The organism is Mastigocoleus sp. MO_188.B34 (assembly GCF_030065675.1).
Lineage (GTDB): Bacteria > Cyanobacteriota > Cyanobacteriia > Cyanobacteriales > Nostocaceae > Mastigocoleus.
The window spans coordinates 45,138-66,213 of record NZ_JASJDK010000012.1; the positions used below are offsets into that span (position 1 = coordinate 45,138).

A 21,076-nucleotide genomic window follows, 5' to 3' on the forward strand; every position below is an offset into this window, starting at 1 on the left:
ATATAAAGGATTTCAAAATCGGATTTAGTATCAGAAAAATGAAACATAAAAGCTAACTTTAATCTCCTCCCGCTTCCACAAGCTTACCAATGTTGAAATCTATTCTGGTCCAACCCTTAAGTTTTAATAAATTCTGTAAAAGTAACAAAGGAATTTGCCAGTGGTGCACCATCAAAAATGGCAATGGATCGTTGAGTTGATAAATTGCATCAGTTCCTCGCCAAATATTAACTAGCCAATTTCTTAATTGTGTTAAGGAACGAATGCTAGTTAATCGCCAAATTTCGTGATACAACCAATATGTGGGTTTACTATTAATTAAAGGCTCGATAGGTTCTACTTGAGGTTGTTGACCTATATAAGCATTTGCGACTTCAGGATGATTATAAAAAGTGGTAATTGCTGAATGAGTTCTGGGATTACATTCAATGGCATAAACTTCGCCATCTTCTGCTTCAATAAAATCAAAAGATAATTGTCCGGTAACCCCTAATTCTCCCAAGAAATGAGTTATCCATTCACGAATTTTACTATGTTTGATGTTTTCATAGTTCACCTGAAATGCTGAAGATTCACAACAACAGTGCAACCTTACTTCACCATCACGCACTGTACTGTGGGTACAGTATTCTTTACCTGGAATAAATTCTTGCATTATCCAAGGCTTTTGAGGACTAATTGGTAAGCTTCTAACAAATGCTTCCGTTTGTTGCGGTGTATCGCAGGGAAGTTTGGTTAGATCTAAACGCCGGACAGAGTCATAAGGAATGCTTTTAAGGATATATTTACGAGTTTCACCACTGAAGTCAAAGTTAAGAACTTGTTCCGGAGCGGTAATTTTAAAAGATTTTGGTATGGATAAGCCCATACTACCTGCTCTTTGGCTAAAAGCAAATTTATCATCGAGCATTTCTGTTACTTCTACATCCAAGTGAAATACTTGACAATACTCAGAGATAACTGGCTTTGCTAGAGAATCATAGTAACTTGCAACTGGGCTAGTTACAGGGATATAAACATCTATATTTTCTTCTTTTATGATGTCAATTAAATTCTGAATGTAGGCTTGAGGGTTCTTTTGAGGAAAATCTGTAGTATAAAACTTATCTACAGCATTAGAGAAGCGGTGACCGGACAACCAGTATTTGTGTGTCTCTATTAACACTACTCTATGACCTGCAGCGTGGAAAGAGCGGGCTAGTTGCAAAGCCTTGGTCATTTTTCCGCCGCTAATCAAAATATTCTTTGGTTCTACGGCTTCGGAATCTATATTTTTACTTTTTATACCGAATCTTTGCAAAACTAAAGAGAATGTAACAATTAGAGCATTAAAGGGGAGCGCAAGCAGAAGAAGTCCCAAAGTAGCAATATTTTTCAGGATAACCTTTAAGTTTGCCTTCAAAGACATAGATGTTATTTTTTTATCAAAATCAGAGGAAAAAACAGATTGTGCCATAGGAGTGCAAAGGAAGGAGCGCAAAAGACTTCAGAAGTCGGGGGTGAGCAGACTAAGCAAGTCTCTTAGTCACAGTGCAAAGGTACAAGAAAAACCCATAAAAATGTGAGTTTTTTCGTGAACTGAGTCGCTTTTTGAGAGCAAAATACAGTACAAAACATAAATGGATTGAGAAGTTTGTGTGGGCAGATTTATTACCCATCACCTGAGAAAAAGCTAAATATGACAGAACCTAATTTTCTCAATCATTATCTGCAATAAAAGATTCGCGGAATAGGATTAGAGCCTGATTGACATCTCTACAAAGCTTTGATTAAAGCTTGAAGCTTAACCCTAACCCGCGAAATAAAACCAGCTAAATTAGCTAATTCGACGAATGATAGTTAGACCATCACGTAGTGGTAACAAAACCTGCTCTACGCGGGTGTCAGCAGCAACAAATTCATTGAATTTAGCAATTGCTTCTCCATTGGGAGTTTGTCGATCTGCTTCTAAATAAACCTGTCCTTGGAGTAGAGTATTATCCACACAGATAAATCCAGAAGGAGTCAATAAATTTTTCTCCAACAAAGTTTGGAAGTACTGTATGTACTCTTTCTTATCGGCATCAATAAACACAAAATCAAAGAATTCTCCTGCTGCAGCTAATTTATCGAGAGTTTCTAAGGCTGAGCCTACTTCTACTCGAATTTTGCTACCATCAGTTGATTTTGCAAATTCTGCTTGCGCAAATTCTGCTGTATAGCGGTCAACTTCACAAGCGACTAATTCCCCATCTGCAGGTAAAGCTTCCGCCATCGCTAGCGCTGAATAACCGGTAAACATCCCGATTTCCAGAATTCTTTTGGCTTTAGTCATGTGAACAAACATTTTTAGAGTTTGTCCCTCTACATGACCGGAAAGCATTTCTTGCTCTAAATGACGGACAGTAGTTCCATCTTGAAAACGTTGATTCCATCCTTCCCGTGCAGTTTTAGTTGCAAGGGCTGTTAAAGCAGGTGACTCACTTGTAGTACATCCTTCCAGATAAGGATCTAAACCCGCAGCTAACTGCCAAGCCTGTTCGAGATTCTGTTGAAATTCCGCAGGTAGATCTGTTTGTTCCTTAGCTGCTTTTACTAAACTTGCTAGTTGTTGAGCTAGAATTCCTACAGGTGTAACTGGTCTAGGGGCTGATGTTTGTAAAGTATTAGTCATGAATTTTCGCTTCCAACTAACTCAGGTTCTGCTTGATAGTTCATTGGATAAACATCTACACCCTCACCTGCACGAGGATAGTTTTTACAGATTTCTTTATGCGCAGCAACAGCATCAGCTAATTCTTCCCGAGTAAAGTCATTAACAAAGAAACAGGTTCCAATAGGCTTGGGTACCGCAGCTCTTTGCTTACCATCTCTAGTAAGAGAAATAGATTCGGTCGCGCGCCACAACAATTCTTCATCTAACAAAGGATGGTCCAGGGAAAGACCAATACGACTCATTAACCCAAGAATACGGTCCCGTTGTTCTGGGCTAATATAACCTCTCTTTTGGGCAATAGTTGCAGATAAGGCCATATCAATGTTAACTGCGTGACCGTGATAAATCGGTACCCGGGGGGCTAATTCTAGGGTTGGACTCCAAGTATGACCGTAAGCAATTACCCTATCCAAGTCTAATTCATGTAGATTTGGAACTTCCAATTCCAACATGGTTTTGATTGCTTCATATGTAACCTTCTGTGCAACCTCTTTAATTTCAGGAGTCGCATCGATGTTACCAAAATGGGTACGAAGTAATTCTTTCCCATGCTCTTCCAATAAGTTAAAGACTTCTTCGTTGGCTACTACAGCTATCTTGACTAGCTCAGCCATACCGTTACGGACTTGTTCAGTTGGCAAAGTTCCTAAAAACGAGAAGTCAAGAAATACTTTCTTGGAAGCATGATAAGCACCAAGACGATTTTTTAACTTCTTATGATTGACTGCAACCTTGATTGCGACGCTAGCATCAATTAAACCAATCAGCGTAGTTGGAATGCGAATATAGTTACTACGACGACGGTAAGCAGAACAAGCAAAACCTGTTACGTCCGTAACTAGCCCACCTCCGACTACTAATACGGGCTCCTTACGAACCAACTTGAAATCAACAAAAGCATCAACAATTTTAGAGAAAGTCTCGATACTCTTATTAGGTTCTGTAATCGTAACGGGAAAAACAGTGAGGTCAAGATTGTAATGTTGGAAGTATTCCTTAATCTGACTACCGTAGAACTTATTAACGTTAGCATCAATAACAGCTAAACAACGTCCAAATTCCTTATATGTCTCTGCAAGTTCTGGATTTTTGATGTCAAATACCCCATTGACATATATCAGGCTAAATTCTATTTTTTCGTAACCTTCCACATGAAAAGCTGTATCAGTAGCCTCAAACTTTGACTGAACAATACTCATTATTGTTGACCTTTTAGATGACAGAAAATTATGATGACTGGTTTGATGTTGTTTTACTTGCAACTAATTGCAACGAAAACATAAACTAACGAAGCTTTTCTCGATAACAGGTGAAACTTTGTCAGTAATTTGTACCTAAATCTACCCCTTACTTTGATAAAGAAATAAGAGGTCAATATCCTAAATATTTCATTTCCAGTGAAGAGGTTTGCATAATAAAAATGCATGCTCTAATCTTTAAGCACATCTATCTCCATTTGCCAAATACATTCATGTAAAGCCTGCATAGAATCCTAAGATTTCTGAAATTTTGTAGGATAATTCCATACCCTCATTCCTATTTACAAAACCCTGTTTTGTGCCGCTTTGCTTGCGAACGACAAGGAGTGATATGAACTGGAGATTGAATTGCCGACTAGTAGGAGCGGCTAACTTAACCACTCAGAAACCTGAGAAAAGTTTACAATTCTAAACATATCATCCTTTGAGGATTATTGCACAAAGATTAACGGCAATATTTTGAAAGTTATATCCTACTTGCTCTTGAATCTTTACCATAAGGCTTAGAGAAAATTCACCTTTCGGTATACCTATTCCTACATAATTGTATTTTGAATGAAATTATTGCTCATATGTAAACTTATGATACTAAAAGACTGGTCAAAATTCAGAATTAAAATTTGAATATTTTAAAATTATTGTGCGATTGCTTTGTCGATTAACCTAGTGGTCTGTCCCATTAAATATGACAGGTTGGTTTGTCGTCAAAATCCTCGTAGAGACGTTGCATGCAACGTCTCTACACTCCTCAAAATTAATGGGACAAAGCACTAGATTGGGACTCAAATAAATTGAAAATGTTCAAAATCTCAAGGATTCAAAATCTTAAAGAATAGAAAACTCAGAGCCAAACTCCTACTCTAATTAGAGCCCTGTCTATATTGTTAACACATCACGCGAACGATAAAGTATCTACCCATTAGCAAATTTTCATTGATTGTTGTAATCTAATTTAAGAAATAGCACGTAGAACCTGGATCAAAAAATAACCCCAACAACTTTTATGCTAAATAAAGCAGTAAAGTAAGTTGAGGGAATGATTATGTTTTGTCAAACAAATAAATAAGTTATCGACAAATGGAGTAATTTAGTAACATTTTCGAGTGAAGTGAATTATTTACAGAACTCGTAAACAGCTAACAAACCATGAGCTGCACCTAAACCCTGTTGTAAATTCCATTCCAAATCTCTTAATAAGTAAGCGAGTTGGGGTTCTACTAAATTAGCTCTTGGATCGTCAAACTGAAGAAACTGAGTTTGATGTACGAGACGACGAATAATCCGGTTTGAGTTAAGGACAAGAGGTGGATTCTGGATTTGTGGTTCTGCTTGGAGTTTTTCGATATTGCGCCATTCACTTAATGCTTCCATACAGCCATAGACAATAGAATTCCAAGCTGTTTGTAAATTTTGAAAAAAGCGATTTAAATGGGTATACTGAGGATGAGGTTCATATTTAAAAATTAGTTGATTTAAGTCAGTACGGCAATTAGGTTCATACAATGAGTTGATTGCAGCCCTTAGAGACGGAGCTTTTGAATTATATTCCCGAGTATCAGTGTGACGACCAACGAAAATGGAGCGATCGCATAATGCGTATCTTCGAATTTTAACGGATTTATCCTCAGCGATTTTACTAATTAATTTTTCTAATTCTTCCCCTCCCCAATAACGGATCGGAAAAACTTCTACTTGTGCGCTAGCTCGGGTTTCGGGTGGATAGATATAGGACATGGAATAATTACGCATCTGGACTCCATCAGATCCCGAGTCACTCCAATAACAAGGCCATTCGTAGGAATACTTGCCTAACAAATCTGCTACAAAAATTGCCCGTTCCCCCATGTGTTGACAAATTCCCTCGATGAGATTGGATAGGGAAGCATCATTGAGGTGAGACAAAGAGCCGTAGGAAGAAATGTAAACATCATAGGGTGCTTCCTGGGAAGTCACAGGTAATCCATCATTGAGGTCGGCGACAACAAACTCGGCTTGTGAACTTTTGTTATACAGCGCCTTTGCTTTCGCAATCATCGCAGGACTGATATCTACACCTTTATAGGAAGCAATATTCGGATAATCTAATACCTTGTTAGAAATTACATCCAAAGTTGTTGAAGTCTGCGGTAATGTCGTTAAAATATTTAAGCCTTCTCCTGCTCCACAGCCCAAGTCCATTACCCGAATTCCTTGGCTCGAGCTTTTTTTGTATTCGTACAGTTCTTGAATAAATGGGCTGAGAACGCAACGAGTATATTTATCTTCCCAATTTCGTCTCACGTAGTCTTGTTTGCCGAATTGATAAGAGTTACGGCGATCGTAGGCTCCTACCGCTACAGCTTTTGCATAGTTGCTCAAAATGCTCTCTTGATCGATTTTCATAATTCAAGGAGTATTTTTGATGTGGTTTGTAGAATTTATGACACAACCAATTTAAATGATTTTTTGCAAATTTCAAAATTTAAATTTCAAAGGCTAGAACTTTAGCTTGTCTAATTTCAGTTCTTAAATCTTGAAATCTTAACAACTGATACTTTTAACAATTTAGAATTATCATAAAAATTTAGGTATAACTCTAAATTCTTATTTATGAAATACAGTAATATTCATTGATTAACTAGGAATAATCAAGATTTTTCTGAATAATCTTTTTTATTTTATGTAGGCAATCTAATAATTATATAACTTATAAAAATATTTGAAATCATTCGAAATGAATAATTTTAGAAGAATTGATCAGAAAAAATTACGCTGAAATTTTTTGAGGGTTTAAAGAATTTAATGACTTAAATAATTTGCTGATGTTTAAAAACTGTAAACAAAAACAGTAAGTAACAGCTGTAAGATTATTTTTGATTGATGAGGGTAAATAATTTACAGAAAGTAAAGTAAGATAAAAAATAAAAAAACAGACAGACTTTTTGTCTGCCCGAAAATGATATATTAAAAATAATTCTGCTTGCTAGAAATTCATTTCTGCAGCTTGAACCTTCTCAACTTGTTTCTTCTTGAGGACTAGCATGATTTGAGCCATCATTACCAAGCAAATAAATGCTACTAATCCGATAATTCTATTACTGCTTTGCAATACAATTTCTGCATCCATTTGACCAAATCCACCCATGTTGGGATCATTGGTCAAAGGCTCACCTGCAGCAACTTCTTGACCTTCAGAAACAATTAATTCTGGACCAGCAGGAATTGTATCAAATACAACTTCTCCAGACTTGGTCTGGATATTTACTGTATATTTGACGCTGCCGTACTCATCTTCTTCTTTCGCAATCTGACTAATGGTACCAGCAGCAGAAGCAGTGTAAACAGTGTTATTGCTTTTCTCTCCGGTAGGGTAAACCTGTCCGCGTCCGCGATTACCACCTACGTGAACTGAATACTTACCAAATTGAATGTTTTTATCTGTAGCGGGATTAGGAGAAAGAACAGGGAAAACAATTTCCTGATATTGTTCGCCTGGTAAAGGTCCAACAATAACAACATTTTGCTTGTCTTCGCTGTAAGGCTGGTAGTACAATCCCCCAATCTCTTCCTTCATTTTTTCTGGAATACGATCCTCGGGAGCGATTTTAAAGCCTTCTGGTAGCATTAACACAGCACCAACGTTCAAACCAACTTTTGAACCATCAGCACCTACTTGTTGAATGCTAGTGTCATAGGGAACTTTTACTACTGCTTTAAATACACTGTCAGGTAGTACCGCCTGAGGTACTTCAACTTGTGTGGGCTTTTGTGCTAAATGACAGTTAGCGCAAACAATTCTTCCAGTAGGTTCCCGGGGAGTTTCTGGATAGGTTTGTTGCGCCCAAAAAGGATAAGCAACGGCTGCTTGCGGTGATGCGAAATCGCTAGTGAAGAAAATTGCCACTGTAGCGATCGCAACTAATAATGTTTTAGCGAACCAAGACGCGCTGCGAGTTAATCTCGCGGTTTTACAGACGTTTCTCATCTCTATAAGGACAATGATTCTCTATTTCCGATCGAGTTAAAACAATAAATACCTTGGTTTTCAGACTTCGAGTTTAGCTCCAAGTTGAAACCTAATTTCCGATCTCCCATTCTTAAGCCCACCAAGGCTCTTCACCGGTACGGAAATCGGTTTCCGTCCAAGGACTTAAAACAATACTTTCGTCTTCAACTTTGGCATGGGCGAGTGCCAAAGAACGAGGTGCAGGACCTCTAACGACTTTACCTGTGGCATCATACTGGGAACCGTGACAAGGACATTTGAACTTGTTCTCAGCAACATTCCAAGGTACAACACAACCTAAGTGAGTGCAAATAGCATTGATTCCATAATCGGTAATTGCTTCTTTGCTTTCCACCACAATATAGGTTGGATCTCCTTTGAGTCCCTGAACTAAAGTGCGATCGCCCACATTATGGCTTTCCAGAAACTCGCTGATTTTAATGTTATTTCCCAGCGCGTCTTTAGCGGTTGTTCCGCCACCACCTCCACCTGTAGCCGGAGGAATAAAGTACTTAACAACAGGATACAATGCTCCTAGAGCTACCCCGGTGACAGTACCAAAGGTGAGAAGATTCATGAACTGACGACGCCCCATATCGGGCACATCTACTGATTCCGAAAATTGAGCCATAACCTACACGTTCAATCTGTATTTTGTTAACAATTATGACTTGAGTTCTAAATAATTGAGAAACTCTTGTCTAAGCCGAGATAAACAACCCCTCAAATACGCCAGAATTAACTTTTCCAAGATATTCCTAGCATTTTTGTTAGCATTACATTTCTTTATACTCTTATCATACTTGAGTTATGGAACTTAACATCATAACTAAAAATTAAAATATAATTGGGGGAAGTTATGACAGGAAAGGAATTACGCGAGCTACTGATTGATAAGTGGGGATACTCATATGATGTTCAGTTGCGGCGCACTCAAGGGAAAATATTTGTTCAGGTAATGTGGAAGTATCTGGAGCAGGCTTCTTTCCCTTTAAGCGAATCTGAATACGAAGAGCACCTGGATAGTGTAGCTGATTATTTAAATAGTTTGGGTAGTAGCATTCAGGTTCAGAATTTTATTCAAGAGACACGAGAACGTCCTCGATTGGGTAAGGCTGTAAGTATACCACTAGATTTAGGAGAACGTGCTGCTGAGTGGCTTTTGTGAATAAAACTATCGGCGTTCAAATCAATGGGTAATGGGTAATGGGTAATGGGTAATGAGAGTATCTTCCTATTGTTTTGATGACGCTTGGCAACTGAACACTTTATTGATTTAAATTATTAATATCTTAAATTTTCCTCGGTAATTGATTGATAAGCTTCTAGCATATTCTGACCAGTTAAAAGGCGACACTTTTAGATGCGTAGTTCTCAGCGCTAGCCACTAACATCACTCATTACTCCTAACCTATTACCCCTTACTCATTACCCATTACTCATTACTTACTCATTACTTACTTACTCATTACTTACTCATTACTTACTCATTACTTACTCATTACTTACTCATTACCCATTACTCATTACTCATTACCCATTACTCATTACCCATTACTCATTACTCATTACTCATTACTTACTTATTACTCATTATTTATTACTTCTTACTTCCCAAACTAGCCGCTAAAGCGATCGCCTGGGGTAAAATTCTGTGTTCTTCAACCTGAATTCTGGCATGCAGTTTTTCCGAACTATCACCTGAAAGTACAGGAACTGCAGCTTGCATTAAAATTGGTCCACTATCCATCTCTAATGCCACTAAATGGACAGTGCAACCGGTAATTTTAACCCCTGACTTCAAAGCTTGTTCGACAGCTTTAAGACCTTTAAAACTTGGTAGTAAACTGGGATGAATATTAATTATTTGGCTGGGAAAAGCTTCAATTAATACTGGCGTAACTAAACGCATCCAACCAGCCATAATTACCCATTCCACATCCCATTGGCGTAGTTGTTGCACAATTTTAGTGTCAAAATCTTCACGACTTTTATAGTTGCGATGATTTATTAACACCGTAGGTACAGAATATTTTTCTGCCCTGGTTGCAACATAAGCTCCTGGATTGTTGTAAATCAAAATCTGGATTTGGGCGTTTAATTGCTGATTCCGTATTGCTTTGCTAACTGCCTCAAAATTGCTACCGTTACCAGATGCCATAATTCCTAACTTTAAAGTTTGACCAGAAGTGGACAAATTAACATTAGGAGATATTAAGCTGGGGGTAATCGATTGGATACTCATTTCAATTTCTATTTAGGATAGAAGCAAGGGAAAAATAATACGAAACATTCAATAAATACAATGAATTGAGATTATTCTTGACCTTGCTTAGTTAAAAATATTTTTCAGTTTTGGCTCAAATTATTTTTTCGGTTTGTTATTGCCAGAATTATTTTGTGGCTCATTAGTTGTAGGTTGATTTTGAGGTGCCGTAATGGTGTTATTATTGGGGCGTCCGGGGTCAATTACTCTTGTATATTTTGGTAAAATAGTAGAATTAGAAACTTTTTCGAATAATGGTGTCTTGTCAGGAAAAGTTTTTGGTCGAGATTGTCCAGGATTGGATTCATATAATTCTATTTTTAGTTTATCATCGTCCGTAAACTCAAAAATTGTCTGTACTGTTTTATTTTCAGGCAAGGTCACATCTAAATGCATTGGTTTTGGATCGGAATTAATTTTATAGCCAGTTTCATAAACTAAAGGTTTTTGAGAAACCCCCGAGGACATTACAATTAGGAGTTTACCTGCCGGTGTAAAGATAAATTTTAAATTTCCTGATTTTGAATTATCTTGAAGATTTTTGGTTTCCCAAGTACCCAGTAATTTCTGGGCGATGGAATTATTCACAGACTTTTGAGTTGTTTGTAATTCTGTTGGTGATTTTATGGGGCGTGTTTGTGCAAGTGCTTGGGTTGTAGATATTGTCAGCAAACCAATAAATAAGCTATTAATCAGCCCTCGAACAGAGATTTGTCTAATGTGACTGAAAACTGTTTTGTGCATTTGCCTTACTAGCCAGTTAACTAACTAGAATCTTAAGTGCTTCTCAAATGAGTTGATGGGCTCTTAATCACTACAAAGTTTACTGGTAAGGATATTGAAGAATTTTTGATTTTTTGGAATTGGAAGAATTGGGAATAATTCCTTAAATTATTATGAAGTTTATTTTGAGTATTAGATATTAGTTATCAACTATCAGCAGACCAACAGTAAAATAGCTCTGCAACTATATCAAAGTAACTACAGGCTGGGATAAATGACTCCACCAAGGTTTTCTCAAAAACAACTATTAGATAACGATACAGTAAGCGCATGGGTTTTTCTCGCACCAGCATTAGTAATTCTTAGTATTTTTGTGCTGTTTCCCATTTTCTACTTGCTATACCTCAGTTTTACAGGTGGTAGTTTTACTTCTACTGGGACCTACTGGGTAGGTTTAAAAAACTATAGGCGTTTATTTTTCAGTCCTGACTTTTGGCAAGTTATCAGTAATACGGTGTATTTTACCTTTGCTACGGTTATCCCCAGTTTAATTATTCCTTTGGGGTTGGCTGTGTTGCTCAATAAATCTTTGTTGGGGCGTGGACTGCTACGAAGTGCTTATTTCTTACCTTCTATTGTTTCTTTAGTTGCTGCAGGATTGGGTTTTCGATGGTTGTTTCAAACAGACGGTCCGGTTAATTCACTTCTCGAAGCAGTAGGTTTAGAAGCAATTCCTTGGTTAGGCAGTACCTTTTGGGCAATGCCAGTACTGATAGTCTTAAGTATTTGGAAACAACTTGGTTTTAACATGGTTGTTTTTTTGGCTGGTCTGCAAACTATTCCTCCTAGCCGTTATGAAGCTGCTCAACTTGATGGTGCAAATAATTGGCAGCAATTTTGGTATATTACTTTACCTGGATTGCAACCTACTCTAGTATTTGCAATTGTCACAACTGCAATTTTTACTTTACGCAGTTTTGAGCAAGTTTATGTCATTACTGGTGGTGGTCCTTTAAATTCTACAAATTTATTGGTTTATTACATTTATGAGGAAGCTTTTGGCTTGTTTGATTTTGGCTATGCGGCTGCAGCAGCGACAGTTTTATTAGGAGTAACCCTAATTCTTGTTTACCTACAATTAAGAACTTGGAGTGATTGAATCTAAATAATTGAAAAATCACTATTAATATTGCTAATTATGTTACTTAATGCGAACTGGTTATATGTTAGGCTACCCGGACAAAATTAGTATATTTAGCCGTAGGCTAAATATAAATAATTTAAGACTATTAATTATCACAAGTATTAATGTCGTTTTTTGAATATATTTTGACAAAATTATATATATTCTTAACATCATATGAATATATAATTACTTGAGATATTCATAGGTCAAAATATCATCTAGCTTCATAGATTGATGACAATAAAATCAAGATTTAATGTTTTTCTGCGTTGGATCTAATTATCAAAAAGTTATGACTTTAATCAAGGTATTTTGACACATATCATCAATTAAATCCTATATTATTACTAGATAGATTAAAAATCACTGATTTTTGATTTTTTTCTCAAAATTTATCGTTTTTTTTTACCTCTAAGGTGTACTCTCAATATACGGTAATTGACAAAAAATGCCTTTAAGTACTGATATCTAGAGGTAAGCATCATGAATAACTATACACAGAAACAGAATTTTTTTCTTAATCAGATTACAGATAAGTCAATCAATAAAAAAGATTTTAGTGAATTCGACTTAAGTGGAATTGATCTTAGAGGGGTAGACTTAAGTGGTATTAATTTTATGGGTGCTGATTTGCAAGGTGCAAATCTAGATCAAGCTAATTTAGCTAATGCAAATCTTAATCACGCAAATCTAATGAATGCTTCTTTAAGAGGAGTTAACTTCTCTGAAACTTTATTGTGTTATGCGAATCTAGTTAGTACAGATTTAGCATATGCAAACTTATGTAATGCTACGTTAAAAGGTGCCAAACTACATCAAAGTAATTTATGGGGTGCTTCTTTATGTAACGTAAATCTAAGTGAGGCAGACCTAAGAGATGCACAATTAATTGAAGCTTCTCTAATTGAGGCTAAGTTGGTTAACTGTAATTTAAGTAACGCAAAATTATGTGGTGCAATTCTTATGGAAGCCAACTTAAACCAAGCCAATTTAACCGGTGCAGATTTGACTTGGGCTAACTTAATGGAAGCTAATTTAATTGAAGCTAACCTGACAGAAGCAAACTTTGCTCATGCAAAATTATTGGGTACTATTATGCCAGATGGAATCATTGATTACAGAGCTTTTTATGCTAGTTAAATCAATCATCAGTGTATTGATGCTAGTCAATAATTAATTAATTATCATAAATGACTGTAATTTATTCACAAATAATCATGGATGAATACTTATAAGCCCACATACTTGTAATCTTATATAGCAATCTTAAGTAATTTATGGAAATTAATTTGGTAGTGATATCTCGTTGGAATTTCTACAGAATTTATTTTCTTAAAATATTGTTGCTATATAAGATATGACCCTATGTGCAAGTCAAAACAGACCGTAATTGAGTGCTATTGTGGGGCATAGCCCTATAAAAAAACTAAATAGTTATCAAAAAAATAGAGTATAGAAAATAATGTATATGCCTCTATTTTCTTAAGCCCATAGATTTCTTGAAAACTAAAACTCTCGCTGAGAGACAATTAAGATAGTAAGTGCTAAAATCATGACGCAATAGAGTAAGCTATAACCTGCATCAAAGAATAATCCTTGAGGGTGGGGTAATGCATTTAAGCCATATAGTACATCATCTTTGAAATCTAAACGCGATAAATCTGGAACAACCAAATACAAAGCCTGAGTTAATCGTTCTATACTCAGACTACGACTTGTACGACCAAGCTCTAATATATCTTGAGAGATGTTACCCATTAGATAGACTGCAAAAGTAAGCGCCGTAGCAAGTAATTGGTTAGTAAATACGCTCAAAGCTAAAGCAACAGCAGTAATTAAAGACAGTTGCAACAATAAAAAAAATACAAAAATAAAAATACTACCTATCGAGTAATCAATATTCTCGTAGTGTAAAAAACTCAGAAAAATACCTGTCATCACTGTCAGTAGTACAGCAAGAACCACTATTAAACCCAAATATTTACCAATCACAAATTCAGTGCGACTCACAGGTTTAGCAATTAGCATTAATATAGTGCGCTTCTCTATTTCTTTGTTAATGAGCCCAGTACCGACAAAAACCGCAACAATTAAACCTAGGATGCTCATTGCTGCTAAAGCAAAATCGGGAAACATTTTGTGTTCTGTGGCTGCAGCTAATTCCGGTAACAAAAATGCAAGTGCCAACAAAATTATTCCGTAAAAACCTATGATGTAGAAAATGCGCTCGCGTACTACTTCTTTAAATACGTTACTTGCTAATACAAAAATTCTACCGGCACTCATAAAAATACACTATTTGATACTTGTTAGATTTGATAGTTTCAGATTTGATAGTTTCAGATCAAATATCCTAGATAACTTTTATATAATATGTAGCAAAATTATTTTTGGGAAATATAAAATTACTAAAAAATAAGTGAGATAATAGTGCTTGATAATAATGCAATGTTGAAAATTAAAGTATAAACTTCAGGAATATAAGATAAATCAGAGAAAAATTATACTATCTGTCAATAAGTGAAAGCAAAACTTTTGAGGTTTATTGCTCAAGGTATTTTTGCTAATTTTATTTGATAAAAGCCAAATTAATCACCCATAGGTCATAAATTTTACTGTATTTACCAGTTTATTTGAAATTAGTTCCACTCCAAAGTATTGCTGTGTGAATATATTAGCTATTGTTTTGTAGAGATATTAACGGGACTTAGACAAAAACAAGCAGGAAAAAGCCTCAAAGCGAGTTGTAACAAGGGATTAACTTCAACCCTAAAATTCTCTTAGCGCAGTGTGGCGCTAGCCACAACCCAGGTATATCAAGAAAACAAATCATTGGACGTCAAACCATTGATTTATAAAGCTTTGAGGCTGTTTTTGAGCAAAAAAATGTCTAAGTCCCGTTAATCGTTAATATCTCTAGATCTTTTATTGAAGAAAATTCCACCCAAAATTGATACAGACACCCAAGATTGATACAGAAAGTATTCATCCCATAATCTTAGCAAAATAAACCCAACTAAATACATCTATGTATAGTTAAAGTCTTAGATGCAAATGATTGCTTGGTGTATAAACCATGTTGCTACCAATTAAAGGAATAAATAGCTTTTAAAATAAATCAATTCTTCGCTGGGGGTTTTTTGGGAATAAATGAGATATTAGACTGACATTCAATTTCTGCTACGTTGACAGTAGCATTTTCATCCCCATCATCTTTCAATTGCTTAGCGAATGGTGTAATTTCACAAGATTTCTGCAGATAGTATTTATCAGACATAAAACTTGGAGCGTTCCAAATTGCAAGTAAATCTAATTTATATCCTGTTTTCGTGTTAGATACTCTAGGTTCAATAGACCAAAATCTTTTCTCCGGAGAAAGTTTTAATACTTCCTGTTTGACTTGTTGGGTTAACCTTCCTATTGGTTTATCTTTCTTACCTTTATTCACGGAATCAAACAGCCATCTTTCTACCTCTCCCCATGGTTGCTCATTTAATTGTTGTATAACTTTAGGTGAAATTTTATTCAGAAGCTCTGCGCCATTTTTTGGCAAAATGAATCGTACTTTTCTTTGTTCTCCATCTTGAATGTTTAATAATTGTGTTTCCCCTCTATGAAATATGAGTTTACTACTTCCAAAATTTTCTACTTCTGTTTTTACAGTTGGATATTTATCAAACCAATCATCGATAAGGTAATAAAATTGTATCCAACAACTAATCATCATACATACACCAAGTAAGACAAGAATTTGTTGGCGAACAAGTAATTTAGGGAGTTGACGTTTTACATCGGTACCACTACCTTCAAAAAATTCCGGAATTGCTGTAATTACTGCCGCAAGTGTGGGCCAAACTACTATAGATACTGGCTGAATTATGTCCGAACTTCCATTAAAAAATCGAGAAAATAGAAATACACTAACAAAAGCACTGGTGATCAATGCTCCAATGGGCATGTTAGTTGCAGGTATTGTTACTGGTTTATCAGTTGTAGACCAAGCAGTACCAGCGATTAAAAAGAACCAACCAGAATACTCTATTAAGTACCGTACTGTACCGTTTGCAAAGTATGAAGTAATGAAAGAAAAAATACTTAAATAAATTAATGTTTGCCAAGCATAAGCTTTCTTGGGGATAAATAAGTCAGTAATTGGCTTGAAAAGTTCCTCAAAAAAACTAGATATAGCTTTAATTAAAATCATATTTTCCTCTGTTAACTTATTGCTGTCATAGATAAATTTTTAATAACGGTGACTAAGACTGTGGAAAAATTATAAATAGAAGGACAAGAATCGCACTGTAGCTTAATGCATTAGCAATTAGTACGGTGAGCACCAAATTTGTATTTAGTATTTTTTTACTACTGTTGCGTCGAGAGTATCTAGCGATTGGGGGTAGTTGAGTTTTCAATGTTAAAGTAATTTCTTCTCGCAGAGAGAAAATTAACGACTTTAAAAGTACTAGTTTCATCAAAAATGTGAGAAAGAAAGCTAATGAAGCAAAAACGACCACAGAACCAAGTACTTCGCTAGATGAGGACAACCGGTTAAAAAAGACAAAATTAATTAATTCTAATCTCCAAGTTTCGGGTAATAAGGGTTCGATTTGAAAACATATAAACCAGCCAATAGCGCTGGAAAAGAAATTCATACAAATAGCATAAAAAGTGCTACTTTTTTTATCAAAATTGAGGCGGATATTTAGGATATAAGCCTCAATGGGAATTGCGACTAGCAAGAATAATATGTCGAATAAAATGATTCCGAGCGGAAAAACATCCGGAATTTGCAAAGCTTCAAACATAAATTAGTGGTTGGGTAAGGTGTAACTGGAGAAGATTTAGCTGAGTTGACTAAAGTGTGGTAGCTACTTCACCCTCATAGAATAAGGGTTTTAGTAAAAACTTGGTAGTTATTTCGCAGCAAAATTAAACAGGAAACACAAAGTGTTTGTTACAGATTACACAATAAGGTACAGAACGTAAAAATCGATATATCAAATCGGACAAACATTGCATTTTTATTTGTCAATTGGATTTTAGTTATAAAGCTCGCACAGCATAGCATAGAGACAAAGAAAATTATCGCATTTTGCTTATTTTGCGAAACATTCAATTAAATCAAAACTATCTGCCAGAAGGAATGTATCCAAAGGAGTGATAATTCTTATTGTCCTTGCAGTAATTTTTATTTTTTCTTTATTCTTTTTATCTGTTGACTGCTGGATTATCACTCCTAAATTCTGTTTTCGAAGATTTGTATGGTTTGTAGCAAACGGGAAAGCTTAATTTATATAATGCTTTCTGGGTACTAGACCTTCGGTATGATGTAAGACTGCCACATTACAGCTTTTGGACAGATGATAAGGAATGGCATAGGTATCAAAACTGCACAAGTACGCCCCTCAAGGCTTACGGGTCAAATACACGTCTACGATGGTGCGGGAAAAGGTAAATCCCAAGCAGCTTTGGGCGTAGTTTTGCGTTCAATTGGTTTGGGAATCAATTCCCAAGGTAATTTTGAGCGGGTATTGTTAGTGCGGTTTTTAAAAGGTCCAGAAAGAAGTTACGATGAAGACGGGGCTATTGCTGCATTACAAAGTGGCTTCCCTCACTTAATTGACCAAGTCCGTACTGGTAGAGCAGAATTTTTTGGTCCAGATGAAATTACTCAGTTTGATCGCGTTGAAGCTGCACGGGGTTGGGATGTAGCCAAAGGTGCGATCGCATCCCATTTATATTCGGTTGTAGTTTTAGATGAAATTAACCCCATTATGGATTTGGGTTTGCTGGATGTGGATGAAGTTGTTAAAACCCTCAAATCTAAACCCCAAGAATTAGAAATTATTACTACTGGAAGAGCAGCACCACAAAAGTTATTGGATATTGCCGATTTACATTCGGAAATGAAACCACAAGATCACCCAATAGCTGAAGCTCAAGGAATTCAAGGAATTGAAATTTACACCGGTTCCGGTAAGGGGAAATCTACGAGTGCTTTGGGTAAAGCTTTACAAGCCATTGGACGGGGAATTAATCATCCGGGTTCAACTCGGGTATTAATCATGCAATGGCTTAAAGGTGGTAGTGGCTATACAGAGGATGCAGCAATTTCGGCATTACAGCAATCATATCCAGAAGTTGTAGACCATCAACGTTGTGGACGAGATGCGATTGTTTGGCGTAACTGTCGTCAAGAATTGGATTATGTTGAAGCGGAGAGGGGTTGGGAAATAGCTAAAACAGCGATCGCTTCGGGATTATATAAAACAATTATTTTGGACGAACTCAATCCCACAGTTGACTTGGAATTATTACCCGTCGAACCAATTGTCCATGCTTTGCTTCGCAAACCTAAGGATACAGAAATTATCATTACTGGGCGTTGTCAAAATCAACCAGCTTACTTTGATTTGGCTAGCATTCACTCTGAAGTTTACTGTCATAAACATTATGCAAACCACGGAGTAGAACTTAAACAGGGAGTAGATTTTTAGGATATTGGGTATCGACTGAAAGAGAAAAGTAGGGATTTATAAGCGAATAAGGACAATTTTTGTGGAAAACATTAATAATCTTGATTTAGTTACGGGGGGAGTTGCTGTTGCAATCCTGCTTGGTGGTTTTCTGATGATGTTTACAACTGTATTTACGACCAAAAATAAGTAGTGTGTAATTCGTAATTCGTAATTTGTAATTCGTGATTCGTAATCTGTAATCTGTAATCCGTAATATGGCTAAAGCCACGCAATAACTACCAATTTCAATGCAGCTACTAGCTATCATTTACGTAGATTTTAAATAATTAAAAAAAGGGGAAGTGAGGCTTCCCCTTTTTTCTACAATTGAATCCACAAGTGAAAATACTTGATTTTGATTAATTTGAAAGATTATTTTTACTGTTTCCTCCATAGTGATGAAATGAGAGAATCAAAAACAGTAGCGTACATTAAATCAAGGTTTGTTTGGTTTTTGGTTTTTTTCAGATAAATTTAATATATGAAAATGACTTTAATTCAGTGCAAAAAAAAATACCATAATTGTAATTTTTTAAAAAACCTCATATTTATTAAAAACTGCATTTAGGTATAATCAGTAAAACACTAAATCAAGTTCTGTTTTGACTTGTTCCCTATTATACGATTTATTGTTTTTCAATTTTTACACTTGTGGCTAGAGATTAAGCGCCTAACTTATCTCCTTAGGAGACTTACAAAGTAAAAAAATATGTCTGTTTTATAGCAATTTTGCTACTTAGTATCATTAACTATGGTAGTAAAATCCGTTTGCATCAATTGAAAAAATTTTGATATAGATATTAAATAAGCTATACCTAGGATTTATCTGAGGTGTTTTGCGATGGTGTAAGCAATTAAAATTCTGTCTAGAAAGCGTGTAACTGACGTATAAATATTTTTGCAACCCTGGGAAGAGACAGTATTATTTATACACAAAGAACTCTAAATAAATTATGAATTATGGGAACACATTCATTGATTTTCATTTAGAGTGCTTTACTAAAAATAGATTTAAAACAAGCATCTATAGTTCTGAGTTCTCTTAACAGGTATTAAGTGGCAAAATACCAATTAAAATGGGGATTTAGTATCATTAATCCGCTAAAATCACTTTTAGGCAGTGTAGGTCTTTATATAAAACTAGACAGATTTTCTTTACTTTTATATTTTATTAAAACTCGTCTGCCTGTAAATTTTCTTTTGTGTTCCCAAGATAGTTATGCAAAATAATCCAAAAATGTCTAACAGAGGTCAAGAAATTTCTCGTCCAGAGCGACATATCTCTGACTATTTATCCGATGATATTACCAAAGCAATCATTGAAGACGTGCATCAAGAAGTATTTACTTACGAGCAAAATCTTGAAATAGATTGGACAGAGTATTTTACTGATGCAGTTAGACTGATTCGGGCTTCTCTAAAAGAAGAAGATATTCTCGGGACCACCGTAGAAGAAGTACGTCGAGTACTCGATTGTGATCGGGTAGTAGTTTACGGGCTCAGTTCAAAGTCTAAAGGAACGATAATTGCGGAATCAACTGCTCCTGGTATTTTAAGGGCTTTAGGTAGAACAATTGAAGATCCCTGTTTTAATGCCGAATATATACATAAATATGAAAATGGTCGGATCCGGGCTACCGATAACATTTACGAAGCAGGTTTAAATGCGTGTTATATTAACCAACTTGAAACATTACAAGTTAAGTCAAATCTTGTAGCGCCGATTATCAACCAAGGAAAGCTATTGGGTTTGTTAGTAGCCCATCAATGCTCTCAACCACGGCAATGGCAACAGCATGAAATCAGGTGGATGTCTCAGATTGCGATGCAGGTGGGATTTGCTTTAGATAATGCCAAACTTTTAGCAGAAGCAGAACACTTTCGCAAACAAGCAGAACTTGAAAAGAAATGGAAGCAGTATTTTAACGACACTATTAAAGTTATTCATGCTGCTGTCAACAAAGAGGATATTCTCAAAGTCAGCGTCGAAGAAGTACGTCGAGTCATAGAATGCGAACGTGTAGTGGTTTATGGACCAAACCCCAATTCTGATGAAGTCGTTCTTGCGGAATCAGTAGCTCCGGGATGGCCAAAATCCGCAGAAATAACCACTAACGATCCCTGCTTTGAAGCGAAATATGTGGATCAATACGAAAATGGTCGTATTGTATCGATGAATAATATCTACGAACAGAACTTGAGTTCTTGCCATATTCAGCAACTGGAAAAACTTTCAGTTAAGGCAAACTTGGTTGCGCCGATTATAAAACAGGGTAAACTCATGGGTTTGTTGATTGCCCATCAATGTTCTGATACCCGTGATTGGCAAGAACATGAGATAAATTGGTTTTCGCAAGTTGCGACGCAAATAGGTTTTGCCATTGAAAACGCTAAACTGAATGCAAAAACTTCAGATCTGCGCCACGAAAAAGATATTGAAGCTG

At 35.9% G+C, this 21,076-nt stretch carries 16 protein-coding genes; 5 read left to right on the plus strand and 11 right to left on the minus strand.

The features are described from left to right. Positions 1 to 58: 58 nt before the first annotated feature. The 6 genes from QNJ50_RS04665 to petC all read right to left on the minus strand — a co-directional run bounded on the left by QNJ50_RS04665 (position 59) and on the right by petC (position 8,570). The gene (locus QNJ50_RS04665) at positions 59 to 1,456 is read right to left on the minus strand and encodes an ATP-grasp enzyme (protein WP_300632605.1); all 1,398 of its coding nucleotides are present in this window, start codon (positions 1,454 to 1,456) and stop codon (positions 59 to 61) included. A 360-nt stretch (positions 1,457 to 1,816) separates the two neighbouring features. Beyond that, complete coding sequence (locus tag QNJ50_RS04670; protein ID WP_300632608.1) at positions 1,817 to 2,653, minus strand: class I SAM-dependent methyltransferase; 837 nt, start codon at positions 2,651 to 2,653, stop codon at positions 1,817 to 1,819. After that, a complete protein-coding gene (locus tag QNJ50_RS04675; protein WP_300632611.1) occupies positions 2,650 to 3,894 on the minus strand; it encodes a sedoheptulose 7-phosphate cyclase in 1,245 nt (414 codons plus the stop codon). The genes QNJ50_RS04670 and QNJ50_RS04675 overlap by 4 nt, the downstream gene beginning before the upstream one ends. Positions 3,895 to 5,067: 1,173 nt before the next feature. Next, entirely contained in the window at positions 5,068 to 6,336 is a 1,269-nt protein-coding gene (locus QNJ50_RS04680; protein ID WP_300632614.1) for a class I SAM-dependent methyltransferase, read from the minus strand. Between the two features lie 580 nt (positions 6,337 to 6,916). Beyond that, a complete protein-coding gene (gene petA / locus QNJ50_RS04685; protein ID WP_300632617.1) occupies positions 6,917 to 7,918 on the minus strand; it encodes a cytochrome f in 1,002 nt (333 codons plus the stop codon). A 112-nt stretch (positions 7,919 to 8,030) separates the two neighbouring features. Continuing rightward, positions 8,031 to 8,570, minus strand: coding sequence for a cytochrome b6-f complex iron-sulfur subunit (petC, locus tag QNJ50_RS04690; protein WP_300632620.1), 540 nt, complete (start codon positions 8,568 to 8,570; stop codon positions 8,031 to 8,033). A gap of 228 nt (positions 8,571 to 8,798) precedes the next feature. Here petC and QNJ50_RS04695 point away from each other — a divergent pair, with 228 nt between their 5' ends. Further along, entirely contained in the window at positions 8,799 to 9,107 is a 309-nt protein-coding gene (locus tag QNJ50_RS04695) for a DUF3067 family protein (RefSeq protein WP_300632623.1), read from the plus strand. A 432-nt stretch (positions 9,108 to 9,539) separates the two neighbouring features. On the opposite strand, the gene purN is transcribed toward QNJ50_RS04695, so the two are convergent. Together purN and QNJ50_RS04705 are read right to left on the minus strand one after the other, a co-directional pair. Then, on the minus strand, positions 9,540 to 10,184 hold the full coding sequence (gene purN, locus QNJ50_RS04700; RefSeq protein ID WP_300632626.1) for a phosphoribosylglycinamide formyltransferase: 645 nt from the start codon (positions 10,182 to 10,184) through the stop codon (positions 9,540 to 9,542). A gap of 120 nt (positions 10,185 to 10,304) precedes the next feature. After that, entirely contained in the window at positions 10,305 to 10,949 is a 645-nt protein-coding gene (locus QNJ50_RS04705; RefSeq protein WP_300632629.1) for a hypothetical protein, read from the minus strand. A gap of 253 nt (positions 10,950 to 11,202) precedes the next feature. Between QNJ50_RS04705 and QNJ50_RS04710 the strand changes: the two genes are divergently transcribed. Together QNJ50_RS04710 and QNJ50_RS04715 are read left to right on the plus strand one after the other, a co-directional pair. Then, entirely contained in the window at positions 11,203 to 12,087 is an 885-nt protein-coding gene (locus tag QNJ50_RS04710; RefSeq protein ID WP_300632631.1) for a sugar ABC transporter permease, read from the plus strand. 510 nt (positions 12,088 to 12,597) lie between these two features. Beyond that, a complete protein-coding gene (locus QNJ50_RS04715; protein WP_300632633.1) occupies positions 12,598 to 13,254 on the plus strand; it encodes a pentapeptide repeat-containing protein in 657 nt (218 codons plus the stop codon). Positions 13,255 to 13,620: 366 nt separating this feature from the next. Here the strand turns inward: QNJ50_RS04715 and QNJ50_RS04720 are convergent, their stop codons facing one another. The 3 genes from QNJ50_RS04720 to fraC all read right to left on the minus strand — a co-directional run bounded on the left by QNJ50_RS04720 (position 13,621) and on the right by fraC (position 16,919). Further along, complete coding sequence (locus QNJ50_RS04720) at positions 13,621 to 14,400, minus strand: ABC transporter permease (protein WP_300632635.1); 780 nt, start codon at positions 14,398 to 14,400, stop codon at positions 13,621 to 13,623. Between the two features lie 832 nt (positions 14,401 to 15,232). Next, entirely contained in the window at positions 15,233 to 16,318 is a 1,086-nt protein-coding gene (fraD, locus tag QNJ50_RS04725) for a septal junction protein FraD (RefSeq protein ID WP_300632636.1), read from the minus strand. 52 nt (positions 16,319 to 16,370) lie between these two features. Continuing rightward, on the minus strand, positions 16,371 to 16,919 hold the full coding sequence (gene fraC, locus QNJ50_RS04730) for a filament integrity protein FraC (protein WP_300632638.1): 549 nt from the start codon (positions 16,917 to 16,919) through the stop codon (positions 16,371 to 16,373). Between the two features lie 555 nt (positions 16,920 to 17,474). Here fraC and QNJ50_RS04735 point away from each other — a divergent pair. Together QNJ50_RS04735 and QNJ50_RS04740 are read left to right on the plus strand one after the other, a co-directional pair. Further along, entirely contained in the window at positions 17,475 to 18,611 is a 1,137-nt protein-coding gene (locus QNJ50_RS04735) for a cob(I)yrinic acid a,c-diamide adenosyltransferase (RefSeq protein WP_300632641.1), read from the plus strand. 1,240 nt (positions 18,612 to 19,851) lie between these two features. Beyond that, positions 19,852 to 21,076: GAF domain-containing protein (locus QNJ50_RS04740; RefSeq protein ID WP_300632644.1), on the plus strand; the 1,225-nt coding region annotated here is incomplete at its 3' end.